General features: G+C 69.3%; 13 protein-coding genes and 1 pseudogene. 8 read left to right on the top strand and 6 right to left on the bottom strand.

Going from position 1 to position 13,424, the window contains the following annotated elements:
• Positions 1–23: 23 nt before the first annotated feature.
• The 4 genes from OHA77_RS41095 to OHA77_RS41080 all read left to right on the top strand — a co-directional run bounded on the left by OHA77_RS41095 (position 24) and on the right by OHA77_RS41080 (position 4,071).
• Complete coding sequence (locus OHA77_RS41095) at positions 24–1,364, top strand: FAD-binding oxidoreductase (protein WP_406314985.1); 1,341 nt, start codon at positions 24–26, stop codon at positions 1,362–1,364.
• 14 nt (positions 1,365–1,378) lie between these two features.
• Complete coding sequence (locus OHA77_RS41090) at positions 1,379–2,272, top strand: RNA polymerase sigma-70 factor (RefSeq protein ID WP_326822975.1); 894 nt, start codon at positions 1,379–1,381, stop codon at positions 2,270–2,272.
• Positions 2,273–2,340: 68 nt separating this feature from the next.
• Positions 2,341–2,826: a carboxymuconolactone decarboxylase family protein gene (locus OHA77_RS41085; protein ID WP_406314984.1), complete on the top strand. Its 486-nt coding sequence runs from the start codon at positions 2,341–2,343 to the stop codon at positions 2,824–2,826.
• Between the two features lie 576 nt (positions 2,827–3,402).
• A complete protein-coding gene (locus OHA77_RS41080) occupies positions 3,403–4,071 on the top strand; it encodes a tyrosine-type recombinase/integrase (RefSeq protein ID WP_406314983.1) in 669 nt (222 codons plus the stop codon).
• Positions 4,072–4,183: 112 nt separating this feature from the next.
• Here the strand turns inward: OHA77_RS41080 and OHA77_RS41075 are convergent, their stop codons facing one another.
• Positions 4,184–5,554 carry a transposase gene (locus OHA77_RS41075; protein ID WP_406314982.1) on the bottom strand — a complete coding sequence of 457 codons (1,371 nt, stop codon included), beginning with the start codon at positions 5,552–5,554 and terminating at the stop codon, positions 4,184–4,186.
• 168 nt (positions 5,555–5,722) lie between these two features.
• Here OHA77_RS41075 and OHA77_RS41070 point away from each other — a divergent pair, with 168 nt between their 5' ends.
• Complete coding sequence (locus OHA77_RS41070; protein WP_406314981.1) at positions 5,723–6,685, top strand: DUF4158 domain-containing protein; 963 nt, start codon at positions 5,723–5,725, stop codon at positions 6,683–6,685.
• Positions 6,686–6,715: 30 nt separating this feature from the next.
• Here the strand turns inward: OHA77_RS41070 and OHA77_RS41065 are convergent, their stop codons facing one another.
• A complete protein-coding gene (locus OHA77_RS41065; protein ID WP_406314979.1) occupies positions 6,716–7,360 on the bottom strand; it encodes a response regulator in 645 nt (214 codons plus the stop codon).
• Positions 7,357–8,361: a sensor histidine kinase gene (locus tag OHA77_RS41060; RefSeq protein WP_406314977.1), complete on the bottom strand. Its 1,005-nt coding sequence runs from the start codon at positions 8,359–8,361 to the stop codon at positions 7,357–7,359. The genes OHA77_RS41065 and OHA77_RS41060 overlap by 4 nt, the downstream gene beginning before the upstream one ends.
• 86 nt (positions 8,362–8,447) lie before the next feature.
• Here OHA77_RS41060 and OHA77_RS41055 point away from each other — a divergent pair, with 86 nt between their 5' ends.
• Positions 8,448–9,095 carry a hypothetical protein gene (locus OHA77_RS41055; RefSeq protein ID WP_406314976.1) on the top strand — a complete coding sequence of 216 codons (648 nt, stop codon included), beginning with the start codon at positions 8,448–8,450 and terminating at the stop codon, positions 9,093–9,095.
• An 11-nt stretch (positions 9,096–9,106) separates the two neighbouring features.
• Complete coding sequence (locus tag OHA77_RS41050) at positions 9,107–10,207, top strand: hypothetical protein (RefSeq protein ID WP_406314975.1); 1,101 nt, start codon at positions 9,107–9,109, stop codon at positions 10,205–10,207.
• Positions 10,208–10,540: 333 nt separating this feature from the next.
• Here the strand turns inward: OHA77_RS41050 and OHA77_RS41045 are convergent.
• A pseudogene (locus tag OHA77_RS41045) lies at positions 10,541–10,669 on the bottom strand (ArsR family transcriptional regulator); the annotation flags it as partial.
• Between the two features lie 480 nt (positions 10,670–11,149).
• Here OHA77_RS41045 and OHA77_RS41040 point away from each other — a divergent pair.
• Positions 11,150–11,794, top strand: coding sequence for a hypothetical protein (locus tag OHA77_RS41040; protein ID WP_406314973.1), 645 nt, complete (start codon positions 11,150–11,152; stop codon positions 11,792–11,794).
• A gap of 896 nt (positions 11,795–12,690) precedes the next feature.
• Here the strand turns inward: OHA77_RS41040 and OHA77_RS41035 are convergent.
• Entirely contained in the window at positions 12,691–13,089 is a 399-nt protein-coding gene (locus OHA77_RS41035; RefSeq protein WP_406314971.1) for a hypothetical protein, read from the bottom strand.
• A gap of 74 nt (positions 13,090–13,163) precedes the next feature.
• A complete protein-coding gene (locus OHA77_RS41030; RefSeq protein WP_406314970.1) occupies positions 13,164–13,337 on the bottom strand; it encodes a hypothetical protein in 174 nt (57 codons plus the stop codon).
• Positions 13,338–13,424 lie beyond the last annotated feature (87 nt).

The raw sequence follows: 13,424 nt of genomic DNA, 5'->3' as shown, positions 1-13,424 counted from the left end.
GGTCGGTGTGCGGAAGGAACTTCATGAATGCACCATTGGCAACCCTGCGCAGGGACTTCGGCGGCGACATCATCGAGCCCGGCACGGCCGACTATGACGGGGCCAGTCGCTCGATGCTGGTCTCCGGTAGCCCGGCCTACGTGCTTCGGCCTACGAGCGTCGCGGACGTCCAAGCCGGTGTCCGGTTCGCCACCGACGCAGATCTGGTGCTGTCGGTGCGTGGCGGCGGTCACGCCTTCGCGGGTTTCAGCACCAACGACGATGGCGTCGTGATTGACCTCGGCAAGTTTACGAACGTCGTGGTCATCGACAAGGAACGTCACGTCGTGCGGATCGGCGGCGGCGCCACGTGGGGTCAGGTCGCCGACGCCCTGGCCCCGCAGGGCCTGGCGATCTCCTCGGGCGACACCAGGAGCGTCGGTGTCGGCGGGCTGACGTTGAGCGGCGGCATCGGCTGGAAGGTCAGGAAATACGGCCTGGCCCTGGACAACATGGTCGCCGCCGAGGTCGTCACCGCCACCGGTGAGATGCTGCGTGCCAGCGCAGAGGAAAACTCGGAGTTGTTCTGGGCGCTTCGCGGGGGCGGCGGCAACTTCGGCGTCGTGACCGCCTTCGAGCTGGCGGCGCACCCGACGACCGACGCCTTCTACGGCATGATCACCTTCCCGGCCGCGGAACTGGCCGGAGTGCTCCAGGGCTGGGCGGCCTACCTGCGAACCGCTCCAGAAGAGCTGACCTCCATCGTGAGCTTTGCCAACCCCTTCGCGGGAGGCCCCGACGCGCCGATGGAGATCCAGGTCGCCTTCGACGGCGATGATCCCGAGTTGGCCGCGAAGGCCATCGACCCGATCCGCGCTCTGGGCACGGTAGTGAGCGACAGCGTCACGCTCCGGCCCTACGCGGACATCCTCGTCGACGGCCAGGCCGCGCCGCCCGGCATCCAACTGCTCACCCGCAGCGCGTTCGTCGAGGCTGGATCGGTGCGCGAGGTCCTTGGGATGCTCGCCGAGGTCGGGGCATCACAGGGATCACCGTTCATCGCCGTCCGCAGCGTGGGCGGCGCGGTCTCCCGGGTCCCGAGCGATGCCACCGCTTACGCCCACCGCCAGGCGGAGCTGATGTTCGTGACCACCACCGCGGGGCCGGAGCCGCTCGTCCAGGCCGCCCGTCCGGCCCTGGAGGCGATCTGGGCGAGGCTCGCACCCCGTGTCAACGGGGCCTACGCCAACTTCCTCGCCTCCGCCACTCAGGAAGACGTGGCCGCGATCTACCCACCGCGGACCTACCGGCGGCTTGCGGCGGTCAAGCGCCGTTACGACCCCGGCAACCTGTTCTCCCGCAACCATAACGTCCGACCTCAGTAACACAGGAGCCGACCATGAGTGAGTACATCGACCGAATGGACTCGGCCACCGAGGGATTCGTCGCCTACCGGAACCTGCTGTTCACCGTGGCCTACGAGATGCTCGGCTCGGCCGCTGACGCTGAGGACGTCCTGCAGGAGACCTGGCTGAAATGGGTGAGCGTCGATCTCGACGCCGTGCAGGATCAACGTGCCTACCTGGTCCGGATGGTGACACGTCAGGCGCTGATGCGGTTGCGTACGCTCGGCCGGCGCAGGGAGTCCTACATCGGGCCGTGGTTGCCCGAGCCACTGCTGACCTCACCCGACGTGGCCGAGGACATCGAGCTGGCCGACAGCGTCTCAATGGCGATGCTGCTGGTGCTCGAGACCCTCACGCCAACCGAGCGGGCGGTGTTCGTGCTGCGCGAGGTGTTCGCCCTGGACTACGACGAGATCGCCGAAGCCGTGGACAAGAGCCAGGCCGCGGTCCGCCAGATCGCCCACCGGGCACGGTCCCACGTCGCCGCACGCCGACCGCGCGCAGGCGTCTCCCAGGCCGAGATCCGCAACGCGCTCGAAGCCTTCCAACGGGCAGCCGAAACGGGCGACCTGCAGGGCCTGCTCACCATCCTTGCACCCGACGTCGTCTTCCTTGGCGACGGCGGCGGAGCCGTACAAGCTGCCCTGTCACCCATCGTGGGCGCCGGCCACGTCGCCCCCCTGGCCGCCGGGCTGGCCCGGTACGGCGCCGCGGCACTGCAACTGGCACAGATCAACGGCCATCCGGCTCTGGTTCTCCGCATCGACGGCGAGATCGACACCGTCATCGCGGTGCGCGTTGACGACGGCCTCATCACGGGGCTGTATGCCGTACGCAATCCCGAGAAGCTGTCGCGCGTCGAGCGGGAGACCACGGTAAGCCGCTGAGCTCTCTTTAGACGCCCGCGCGAACTATTCGCGTGGGGTACACCATTCCACGAGTAAAGGACGAAGTGATGGAACCCCGTTTCGACCTGATGGCCAATCCACTCGGCGCTAAGATCGCCAAGCGGATCTACAACGTCGCCCTGGCCATTGTCCAGTCGTCGCTGCCGCAGGCCACTCAGGACCTGGTGATGCTGCGCGCCAGCCAGATCAACGGCTGCGGATTCTGCGTGGACTACCACACCAAGGACGCCACCGCCGCCGGCGAGGACTCCGTCCGGCTCCACCTGGTGGCCGCCTGGCGCGAGTCCACGGTGTTCACCGACGCCGAGCGGGCCGCCCTGGCACTGACCGAGGAGGGCACTCGCATCGCCGACGCCCACCCCGGCGTATCCGATGAGACCTGGGCGAAGGTACGCGAGCACTACGACGACGACCAGATCGCCGCGCTGGTCTCCCTGATCGCCATGATCAACGCCAACAACCGGCTCAACGTGATCGTCCGCAATCCGGGGGGCTCCTACCGGCCGGGTCAGTTCGCCAACATGGCGAACTGACCGGCAGGCCCACCGTAGTCCGGCCCGGATCGAGTAATCCGGGCCGGACCCGTGCACATCCACCTCCGCCGTGATCGTTCTCAGCGCCAACGGGGCTGACCGTGCGCTCCACAGCCATGAGCACCCCCGCCACAGCAATGGCTAATCGCGTGTAACTGATTATTATCTGCGATTCTGCCAGAATCGAGCAGGGCGAACAGCTCCCCGAACCGGGGTCAACTCGGCATGCTTATCTGCGATAGCGGCGTGAAGGGGGGCGGATCGTGGGCGAACTACATCGCCCCGATCGCGGTGGATCACCTCCGTTGCCCGCCGCGGTGGCCGCTTACCTGGCCACTCGTCCGGCACTGAGCAACGCAACACCCAGCGTGCCTACCGCTCCACTCTCCGCGCCCTGACCGCTGAGTTCGCCCCGCCGGGCACCCATGTCCTCCTCTCTGAACTCGACGACGAAGAGAATGTCGACCAACTCACCACCTGGTTTACCCACCAGTGGAGTGGCCGGCAGCCGCGACCTTTAACCGGCACCTGGATGCGCTCCGCTCCGCGGTGACCTTCTGGATGGATCAGGGCTGGTTGGCGGTCGATCTGACCCGGCGGCTACGATGGCGGGGCCGCGCCCCTGATCGGACTCGTGCACTGGCGGTCGCCGACATCGAAGCGTTGCTTGACCTGGAGGCGCTGCTCCGGGAAAGGACGCTCTGGACGATGCTGTACGAGACGGCCGCTCGTGCCAGCGAGGTACTCAGCCTGGACATCGAAGACCTGGACCGGCGCAACCGACGCGCCAGGGTCACCCGCAAGGGCAGCGCAGTCGACATCATCGTCTGGCAGACCCGCACCGCCCGCCTCCTGCCCAAATTGCTTGCTGGCCGCAGTAAGGGGCCGCTGTTCCTCACCGAGCGGCGCGCCCGAGTCCCTCTCGCCGCAGGCGACCTGGACCCGGTCACCGGCCGGGCCCGGCTGTCCTACCGACGCGCCGAAGAGATCTTCAACATGCTGACCAAACCGCTGGCCCACCCCGACATCACAGAACCGGCAGACCTCGCCGCCGCACCTGGGTGGACTCTGCACGACCTGCGTCATTCCGCACTCACCCACGCCGCCGAGAACGGTGCCAACACCGGCACCCTCCTGGCCTACTCCGGCCACGCCTCCGTCGCCAGCCTGGCCCGCTACACCCGCGTCTCGCCCGATGCCCTCACCCGCTGGCAAGAACGCCGCGATCCCCACCGTCGAGGCTGACTGACCTCGACTCGGGTACGGCGGCCCGTTTCTGCCGTATTCCGGTGGCACCCGTAGGAGCCGCGCGGCTCAGGCCCTCGCCCCTGAATGCCACAGGGTGCGGGGCCTGCGGCTATGGGTGGAGCATGAACGAGATGCCGGACTCGTGGACGGTGGTCGGGCGTAGCGGCCGCCAGCCGCCGATGAGCTTGGCGAGTTCGGCTTCGACGTCGACGGTGATGAAGCCGAAGAAGTTGATGTTCTCGCGGTGGCCGGGTGCGATGAAGGACAGCAGTTCGTCGGGGACCTCGCGGCCCTGGCCGCGGAGTTCGCCGATGGCCATGCCGTAGTACTCGGTGGTCCAGGTGATGACGGCGTTGGTGAGCAGGGACAGGCACCAGGCCTGCTCGGTCTGGTCGGCCAGGTGGGGGCGGACGATGGTGCCCTGCTGAGGGTAGTGAAGGTCGCGCCGCAGGGCATGGAGGGATTCACCCTTGTTGAGCTGCCGGGAGATTTTGCGCCGGTAGACCGGGTCGGACAGGTAGCGGGCGGTGTGGATGGTCCGGCGCATCCGCCCCCACTCCTTCAGCGCCGCGGCGAGGGTGTTCTGCCGGGAGGCTGCCGACCACTTTCCAACGATCAGCGAGGCGGTCGTCTCTCCGAACATGAGCGATCCGGCCATCCGCAGCAGGTCTGACCAGCATTCGGCGACCAGGTTCTCGTTCCACCGGTCGGCCAGCAGCGGCCCGGCGTGCGGGTAGCGGGCGTTGGTGACGACCGGGGAGTCGTCCCGCACCAGCGTGATCTTTCCCAGGTCGCGAATCCGGGGAGTGAGGGCCTTGCCGACCAGGTCGAACAGCCTGAAATTGACCAGGGTGGCGCCGTGGGTGTCGGTGGCGTGCTCTCGGATCGGCAGGTCGGTGGTGTTGCCCAGCAGTTCGTCCAGGGTGTAGTGGCCCTCGCGGTGGGTCGGCACGATCTGCTTGGTCCCGTAGGTGGACCACTGGTCGGAGACGTGGGTGTAGGTCGACAGCACCCGGCCGCCATGGATGACCATGTCGCGGCCGGTCAGGGACTTGCCGCGCACAGGAAACCGCTGCCCGTCCGAGGATGACATCGTGCCGCCACCGAACTTCCCTGCCAGCTCCAGCGTGTAGTGGTGGTTGACGAGCACGGTGTTGGCCTCCCGCAGCGTCTCCTCGCGCACGTACCACTCCTGCGTCCAGGAGAGGGTGTCGTAGGAGACCCCGCACGCCTCCGACATGCGAGTCAGCCCGAGGTTGGTGGCCCCGGCGATCAGCACCGCCAGGATGTTGCGCTTCAGCTCCATCGACTGGGTGGATTTGCGCCCCCCGGCATGGGTGAAACACGCCAGGAAGCCGGTGCGGGCGTCCAGCTCGATCAGCAGCGACGCGATCGGCACGAATGGCAGCATTCCCGACAGCTCTTCGCGCAGCGCCTTGGCCTCGGTGGGGATGTCCTCGGCCGCCAGCGGCGGGATCACCAGGTGATGGCGGCGCGGTTGCGGTTCCAGGTGGGGTCCCGGTAGTACTGAAGAAATTTTGGTCGGATATCGCTGACCTGCACTGATTCAGGTTTGGCGTACAGGGGCTGATCTTCGCCGCTACGGTTCGTACCGTTTGACCGGGTACGTGCACGAGGGTGTGGGGCGATGTCCGAGAAGATGTTCTCCGAGGATCAGTTGGAGCAGTTGCGGTCGTTCCCGGACATCGGCCGCGACGATCTGATCCGGTACTTCACGCTGGCGCCTTCTGACCTGGCGTTCGTCGACCCGGGCCGTGGCCGGGGGCCGACCGACCGGCTCGGTCTCGCTGTTCAGCTCTCGACGTTGCAGTGGCTGGGGTTCGTACCGGATGACGTGGTGTCGGCCCCGCCGGTGGCGGTGGCCCGGCTGGCGGAGCAGCTGCAGCTGGATCCCGCGGACCTGGAGGGATACGGGCAGCGGTCGCACACGCGGTCGGATCATCTGCGGCTGGCGGCGAGTTATCTGAGCTGGAAGAGCGCTCCGGCCGGCGGCATGGCGATGAAAGAGCTGGAGCAGTTCCTGCTGGACCGGGCGATGGAGCATGATTCGCCGACGTTGCTGTTCAACCTGGCTCGCGAGTATTTGATCGCGTCGAAGGTGATCCGTCCTGGGGCGATCATTTTGGCGAAGATGGTCGGGACGGCCCGAGCCGGGGCGAGCGAGCTGACCACGCAGCTGGTCGGGCATCTGCTGACCGAACAGATGAGGTCGGACCTGGACCGGCTGCTGGTACTCGATGTCGGGTTGGGGATGACCCGGTTGGCGTGGCTGGTCAAACCCGCGGTGGAGGCGTCGGCCTCGGCGGTGAAAACCTCGATCGACAAGCTGGCGCTGGCCGAGGAGAAGTCCGCGGGGACGATCGAGAACAGGCTGGCCAAGTCGGACCTGCAGGTGGGCGCGGAGAACCTGGGGGCGCGGTGTCACGAGCGGCGAACCCCCTGTCCCGACGGAGCACTGGCGCAGGTGCGCCCCTCATGCTGTAGGCCCAGCGCGCGAACGTGCGCTGCGGAAGATCTCCTCACCCGGGGGAACTGCTGGTTCATGTTGAATCAGGCACTGTTCGTCATGCGGGTCAGGATCGCGACCTGAAGTTCAGCGGTCACCCTGGCAGGTCCGGGTTCAGCCGGGGTCGATTCCGTGGAGGATCAGGCCGAGTTCGTAGGCCAGGACGGCGGCGTGGGTGCGGTCGCGGGCGCCGAGTTTGTCCAGGACGTTGGTCACGTGGGTCTTGATCGTCTCGCGGGACACGTGCAGGGCCGTGGCGATCTCCGGGTTGGCCTGTCCGAGCGTGATGTGCCGCAGCACCTCGAGTTCGCGGGGCGTCAGCGTGACCGGGCGGTGCGGCCGGGCGCTGCCGTGGCGTGGGGAGGCGATGCGGCGCAGCGCGTCGGGGAAGAGCACCGCGCGGCGGGAGTGCACCAGCCGGACGGCTTCCACCAGCTCGCCGGCCGGGGCGCGTTTGAGCACGTACCCGGCGGCTCCGGCACGCAGGGCGGCCCACACCAGCTGGTCGTTCTCGAAGGTGGTGACGACGATGACGCGGGTGGCTGGGGAGCTGCGGGTCAGTTCGACGGTTGCGGCGAGGCCGTCCATGCGGGGCATGCGGATGTCCATCAGCACGACGTCGGCGCCCGCGCCCGCCTCCACGGCTTCCCTGCCGTCGGCGGCCTGGCCGACGATCGTGAGGTCGTCGGCCAGGGAGAGCATGGCGGCCCATCCCTCGCGGATCAGCGGTTCGTCGTCGGCCAGGACGAGGCGGATCACAGCGGCAACCTCGCCTGGACACGCCAGGTCGCGCCCGCCTGCTGCAGCGTGCACGTCCCACCGGCCAGGCGGGCTCGCATGCGCATGCCCGTCAGGCCGCGCCGGTGCCCGGCCGCAGGCGCGGGGACGTCCGTGGTGGCGTTCTCCACCGTCAGCACCAGCTCGCCGGCCACGTCGAGGTCCAGCGTGACGGGACCAGATCCGTGGCGCAGGGCGTTGGTGAGCGCCTCACGGGCGATGGCGTAGGCGGTGCGGGAGGTGGCCTCGGGGATGCGGTCGAGGGAGGCGGCGTTCACGTGGACGTCGAGCAGCACGTCGAGGTCCTCCTGGGCGGCGCGGGCGGTGTCGAGCAGGTGCTCCAGCGAGCGCGTGGCGTCCTCGGGACGGAGGGCGGGGCGCTGGAGCACGGCCTGCGCGGCCATGCCCTGCACCAGGACGACGCTGAGCGCGTGCCCGACCGCGTCGTGCAACTCCAGCGCGAGGGACTGGCGGTGGCCGAGCTCCTCCAGCATGCGGGACGGTTCGGCGCGGAGGAGGCGGCGCGCCGCCCATCGCTGCCCGAACCCGGCCGCGACCATGGCGGCCGCCAGCGCGAGCACGGCGGCTAGCGGTTCGGCCTGGACGGCGGGACTGTCGCGCCACAACGTCAGATCGCCCAGCCGGACCAGCCCCGGTGACAGCATGAGCACGCCCGCGCCCAGCGTCGCGCCGCCGTACAGGTGCAAACTCGTCAGCGCCACCAGGTAGAGCCGGTCGGCCCGGCCGGAGACCCGCACGCCGAGCAGTTCGGCCAGCGCGGCGATCTCGATGCGCCGCACCAGCGGCGCCAGGGCGAGCAGCACCGAGGCGGGCAGGCACGCCGCCCACAGCACCAGGACGCGCGCCGGCGCCGGCTCGCCCAGGACCAGCAGGCCGAGCACCACGGCGACCGGGGTCAGCAGCGCCGCGCCCAGCACCTGGTAGAGGACCGCCCGTACGGCACGTCCGATATATCCGCTCACGCGGCGATGATAGCCAGCGACGCCGGGCCGCCCCTTCCCCCACCCGGGGGATGTTCGCCCGCCGCCGGGCGGTGAGCCTCACCGCCATGAACAGCGCGACCGCCCCCACGACCATCATGACGAGACTGCACGGCAGGACGGCGGCCGGCCTGCCGCGCTGGGCCGTATGGACGGCGTACGCGACCGCGCTGACCGCCCTGCCGTCCGGGATCTGGCGGATCGCGGCGATGAACTTCAGGGTGCCGCTGGTCGAGCACGGCACGCCGCCTCCCGGCAGCCACGCCCCCGTCATGTTCGACGCCCAGTGGTGGTACGTCATCGGGCTCAGCGTGGTCAGCGAGGCGGGGGCGTTCCTGAGGGTGGGGCTGGTCGCCGAGTGGGGCGAGGTGTGGCCGCGCTGGGTGCCGGTGCTGCGCGGCCGCAGGGTCCCCGTCCTGGCGGCCGTCGTGCCCGCCGGGATCGGCGCGGCGCTGCTGCTGGTCTTCCCGTACGCGCTGGTCATGTCGATGCTCGGGATGAAGATCACCGGTGAGCCCGGCGGGCTGATCGTGAACGGCTGGCAGAGCGCCGTCTTCTACGCCACCTACGCGCCGCTGGCCCCTCCGGGAGCCGCTGCTGGCCGTCGTCATGGTGCACCACTACCGGCGGCGCACCGGCGACCGGACAGATCCCCCAGGTGGGGGATCCGCCAGGTCCGGCCGGTGGTCAGACTCGGCAGGTGGATTCGGAATTGAGGGAAGAGAGCATGCGCCGTCTGACGGCATGGACGATCTCCGTGGCGACGCTGGCGGTGGCGGCCTTGTGGTGGTTCGTCCCCGGCAGTTACCCGTACGGCGCGGCTGCCAAGGTCACGGTGGGCGTCAACCACTGGATCGAGCGCGGGCCGGGCGTGGGGCTGATGGTGGCCTCGGGCGTGCTGGGCGTGCTGGGGGTGCTGGCGGCGCTCGGCGTCCGGTCCCGGCTGAGAGCCGTCGGCGCGGTCGCTGTCGCTGAGAGCGCCTTCTTCCTGCTGGTGATGTCGGATGCGTCCGTGCTGGCGTCTGTCGGGTATGCGCTGATACCGGCTGTCCTGCTGGGGGTCGCCGCCTTGGTGGCGGTGGGGTGCATAGGGCGGCGGCCCGTCGCGTACGCGCTGGCGGTGCTGCTCCCGGCCGGGCTGATCGCGTCGCTGACCTTGACCGACGCGGTCTCTCGCTATCTGGTCAATGTGGCGTCCGGCTTCGGCGCGTACGGCGGGCGGATCGCCTGGTCGTGGGCGATGGCGATCGCCATGGTCGGGTGGGCGTGGCTCGCCTACGGATCGTTCGCGCGTGAGCGCGGGGTGACGGTCCCGCGGTGGGGGAGGGCCGTCACGATCGCGGCCGCCCTCTGTCCCGCGCCGTACGGGCTGGTGCGGCTGACGTGGGTGACGCCGTGGCCGCTCGGCGGCTTCGACTCGCGGACCGGCCACATCACGCTGATCGCCGCGGGAGGCGGCGACGCGGCCACCCGGATGCAGGGGTTCCTGATCGGCGCGAGCGCGGTCCTGGCCGTCGTGCTGACGCTCGGCCTGATCAGCCGCTGGGGCGAGGTCGTGCCGCGATGGGTGCCCCGGTTGGGCGGGCGGCCCGTCCCGGTGATGCTGGCCGTCGGGCCGGGCGCGTTCGGCGCGGTGGCGCTGTGCGTCTCGGCTCCCGGTGTGCTGGCCGGGGCCGTCCAGATGGGCTCGTGGGTGGACGGCGTCCTGTTCGTCCTGTTGTTCCCGTGCCCGGTGTGGGGTCCGTTGCTGGGGGCCGCAGTGTTCGCCTACTGGGCGCGCCGCAGAGCCGCTGAGAAAGCGCGGAGTGCCGACGTTGCCGTCGCATGAATCGCTGTCGTTCACGGGCCAGGAGGCCCAGTGAGGTTCGACAAGATCATCGATCACTACGACCGGATGAACCGCCTCATGGGGGCGGTAGGCCGCCGTGCGGGTGGTGCGGTGGTGCGGGGGAGTGGACAGCTCGGCGTGGTGCGTCGTGACGGGATGGCTCGCGGCCTCCAGGCGCGGGTCTCGCGCACGATCAGCGTGGACAATCCCAGGCCGAGGGCGGCGGGGGATGCTCGCCAGCGGTCCGTCCCAGGGCTCGGCCAGCTCACCCGCGACGGCCTCATACCCGATCTTGGCCGCCTGCCAGAGAATCTCGGCGGCGTCCTGGTCGGGGTTGCGGACGATGACGTAGGGCGTGGCCGCCTCCAGCAGCCAGCCGAGCCAGGAGGCGAACTGCGCGCGCAGCGGGATCGAGATCGCGCCGGGGATGTGGGCGGCGGCGAAGTCGCGGGCGGGCCGCACATCGACCAGGGCCGCCCCTTCGGCCAGCAGCGCCCGCACCCGGGCGGCGCCGAGCGGCTCCAGACGCGGATCGCCGAGCAGGGCGGGGCCAAGCCGGTTGACCTCGCCCAGGCGCAGGAAGTAGGGCGGGAAGCTGCCCAGGCTGGAGATCAGCCGCTGGACGAAGGCATCCTCATCGGGTGCCTGCAGCAGCGGGTTGGTGGCCTTCTCCCGGCCGATCGTGGAGATGCGCTCAGCACCGGGCGGAGCGGAGCAGAACGATCCGGCGCCGCGGGTGGGCCACACCGCCGTTTCCTCCGGCAGCGTCGCCAGGCGGCGCAGCGAGCGGTACTGGGCGCGCTTCCCCGCCGCTGAGGCCAATACGCGGGCGCCACCGGAGCGAGCGGGATCCTGGTCGCGCGCGGCGACTCGGCGTTCTACACCGCGGGCGCGGTCGCCGCCTGCCGCGACAACAACGTGTACTTCTCGTTCACCGCGAAGATGGACCCGAAGATCAAAGCGGCGATCGCGACCATCCCCGAGGCCGCCTGGGTTCCCATCGACTACCCCAACGCGCTCTTCGACGAGCAGGCCGGCCGGTGGGTGTCGGACGCCGAGATCGCCGAGATCACCTACACCGCCTTCACCTCCAGGAAGAACCGGAAGGTGACCGCCCGGCTGCTTGTGCGCCGGGTCAAACGCCTGAACCCCCAAGCCGCCCAGGGCCAAGACGAACTGTTCGCCACCTACCGGTATCACGCGATCTTCACCGACAACCCGTTCATCCTGATCCAGGCCGAACAACAGCACCGCGACCACGCGATCATCGATCAGGTCAACGCCGACCTGATTGATGGCCCGCTCGCGCATTTGCCCTCTGGAGTCTTCACCGCCAACGCCGTGTGGCTGACCCTGGCAGCCATCGCGCACAACCTGCTACGCGCCACCGGCACTTTGGCCTCGGCGTTCCACGCCAAGGCGCGCGGCGCGGCGCTGCGCCGCCACCTGATCGACGTCCCCGCCCGGATCGCCCGCCACGGCCGCGGCCATATCGATGTCCACCTGCCCGAACACTGGCCCTGGCAGCACGCGAGGATGAACGCCTTCGACGCTACCCACCACCCACCATCGGCACGCGCGGCCTGACCCGCCCCAACCCCGGTCACCGCCCCCTGGACGACCTCACCGCTCACCCGTGCCCCGAGCGCACACCCCGTCCCCAAGCCTATGAACTGTGGACAAGCCGCGACCCGCGCGTGGCGGCCCCGTCGCGCCCTCAAAAGCCCATCCGAACAGTGGAAGCTGTCCTCGCAGAGGAATTGGACCAAAAGAAGATCACTCGAAATCAGGCCGTGGATCCAGGCTGAGGAGGGGTGGAGGATACGGACGTTCGGGTTTCCCTGGAATTGCCTGGACAGGGCCTCGGCCTGTTCCCGGGTTTTTCCGACGAACACCACATTGTCGGCCTGGGTTTTCCGGCCAGCCGGGAGTTTGTTCCGGATCGTGTTGGATATCTTTCCGAGGTCCTCGGCGGCCGATCCCGTACTGGATGTACCGGTCGCGTCGACCACGTCCACGCTGATCAGCTTTCCGTTGCTCCAGGAGAGCTTGAGCATGTCGGCGGTGGTGCCGGAGAGTGCACCGCCCTCGCCGATGGGGCCCTTGGGGACCAGGGGGCTGGCATCCGATTGGAAGACGAACTGGACGCCGGTCCTCGTCTTCGGGTTGTAAGCCAGCCCCGACTGCTGGAGCTGCCGCGTCATCTGGGCATGGGCGGCGTCCGCGTAGTCGTTGTCGCCGGCCGAGGCGAGACGATGGGGAACGCCGTTGGCGTCGATGATGAAGTCCGCGCCGTCGATGGTGCGGGCCGTCAGCGGCGGGCCTCACTTCGTATACGGGGGTGGGGTGGTGGCCGTTGCGCCGGGACTCGCGGCCAGGCCCAGCAGGGTCACGAGAAGGCATATGACCAGTGAGAACCGCCGCGATAACGCCATGAGTACTCCCCATCCATTTTGTGTCGTGGACACGATAGAAGACGTCCCTCACTCCCGGTCGGTTCTGCTCAGCGTCCCCGTCACGCTGATGCCCGGGTCGTGGCGTCGGGAGGTGCAGGGGAGGGGGACCTCCGTGAGCTTGCCGTCGTACAGCATCCACAGACCGAAGCAGTCGTCTTCCTCGTCGCGGACCAGGACCTGCACGGAGTGCGGGTCGGGCCACGGCAAGGACTCCAGCTGGGGCAGCAGCCCGCGCCAGTTGTGCCGGATGAACTGGATGACCCAGGCGTAGCACTCCGCCGAGCCGGAGCCTGTGCCCTCGAAGACGGAGTCGTCGACGCGGGTGAAGCACTGGTACCACTCCCGCTCCGGATCGGGGCGGGTCAGCGGCTCCATCACGGCTTCGGCGTGCCGGGCAAGGACGATGACCTCCGCATATCTGCTCATGCCGCCCAGTGTGTCGCGCCCAGGTCGAGCGGCGGGCGTTTCCGGGTCGATCATCCGCTCCGGCCACGGCGTACCTAACCCCGTCGCCGGAGGAGCGCGCCGCTGCCGAGGTGCGTGCCGTTCAGGCGCGGCGGCGGTACGAGGAACGGCGGGCCGCGGCGCTCGGGGTCACCGCGCGGATCACGCGCCAGGGACCGCCGTTCGCCGTCGCCGGACGGTCCCGACAGGACAGTCACGAGGTGCGTCACCGGTCTCACCTGCGGCGGTCCGCGCCGGGCGGCCTGCCGCCGTTGCCCCCAGGCCGTCGTTTCGTTAGACCGACCGAGTGATGGCGA

Origin of the sequence: Streptosporangium sp. NBC_01639, from assembly GCF_045209755.1 — a bacterium.
GTDB lineage: Bacteria > Actinomycetota > Actinomycetes > Streptosporangiales > Streptosporangiaceae > Streptosporangium.
Note: the sequence above shows the minus strand (reverse complement) of the source record. Positions and strands in the feature narration are given on the sequence as shown.

What these genes read in the sequence shown, in the direction of transcription:
- OHA77_RS41055 (WP_406314976.1), top strand. Translation starts at nt 8,448, where the DNA reads ATGAACAGCGCGACCGCCCCCACGACCATCATGACGAGACTGCACGGC.
- OHA77_RS41090 (WP_326822975.1), top strand. Translation starts at nt 1,379, where the DNA reads ATGAGTGAGTACATCGACCGAATGGACTCGGCCACCGAGGGATTCGTC.
- OHA77_RS41095 (WP_406314985.1), top strand. Translation starts at nt 24, where the DNA reads ATGAATGCACCATTGGCAACCCTGCGCAGGGACTTCGGCGGCGACATC.
- OHA77_RS41040 (WP_406314973.1), top strand. Translation starts at nt 11,150, where the DNA reads ATGGACCCGAAGATCAAAGCGGCGATCGCGACCATCCCCGAGGCCGCC.
- OHA77_RS41070 (WP_406314981.1), top strand. Translation starts at nt 5,723, where the DNA reads ATGTCCGAGAAGATGTTCTCCGAGGATCAGTTGGAGCAGTTGCGGTCG.
- OHA77_RS41050 (WP_406314975.1), top strand. Translation starts at nt 9,107, where the DNA reads ATGCGCCGTCTGACGGCATGGACGATCTCCGTGGCGACGCTGGCGGTG.
- OHA77_RS41085 (WP_406314984.1), top strand. Translation starts at nt 2,341, where the DNA reads ATGGAACCCCGTTTCGACCTGATGGCCAATCCACTCGGCGCTAAGATC.
- OHA77_RS41035 (WP_406314971.1), bottom strand. Translation starts at nt 13,089, where the DNA reads ATGAGCAGATATGCGGAGGTCATCGTCCTTGCCCGGCACGCCGAAGCC.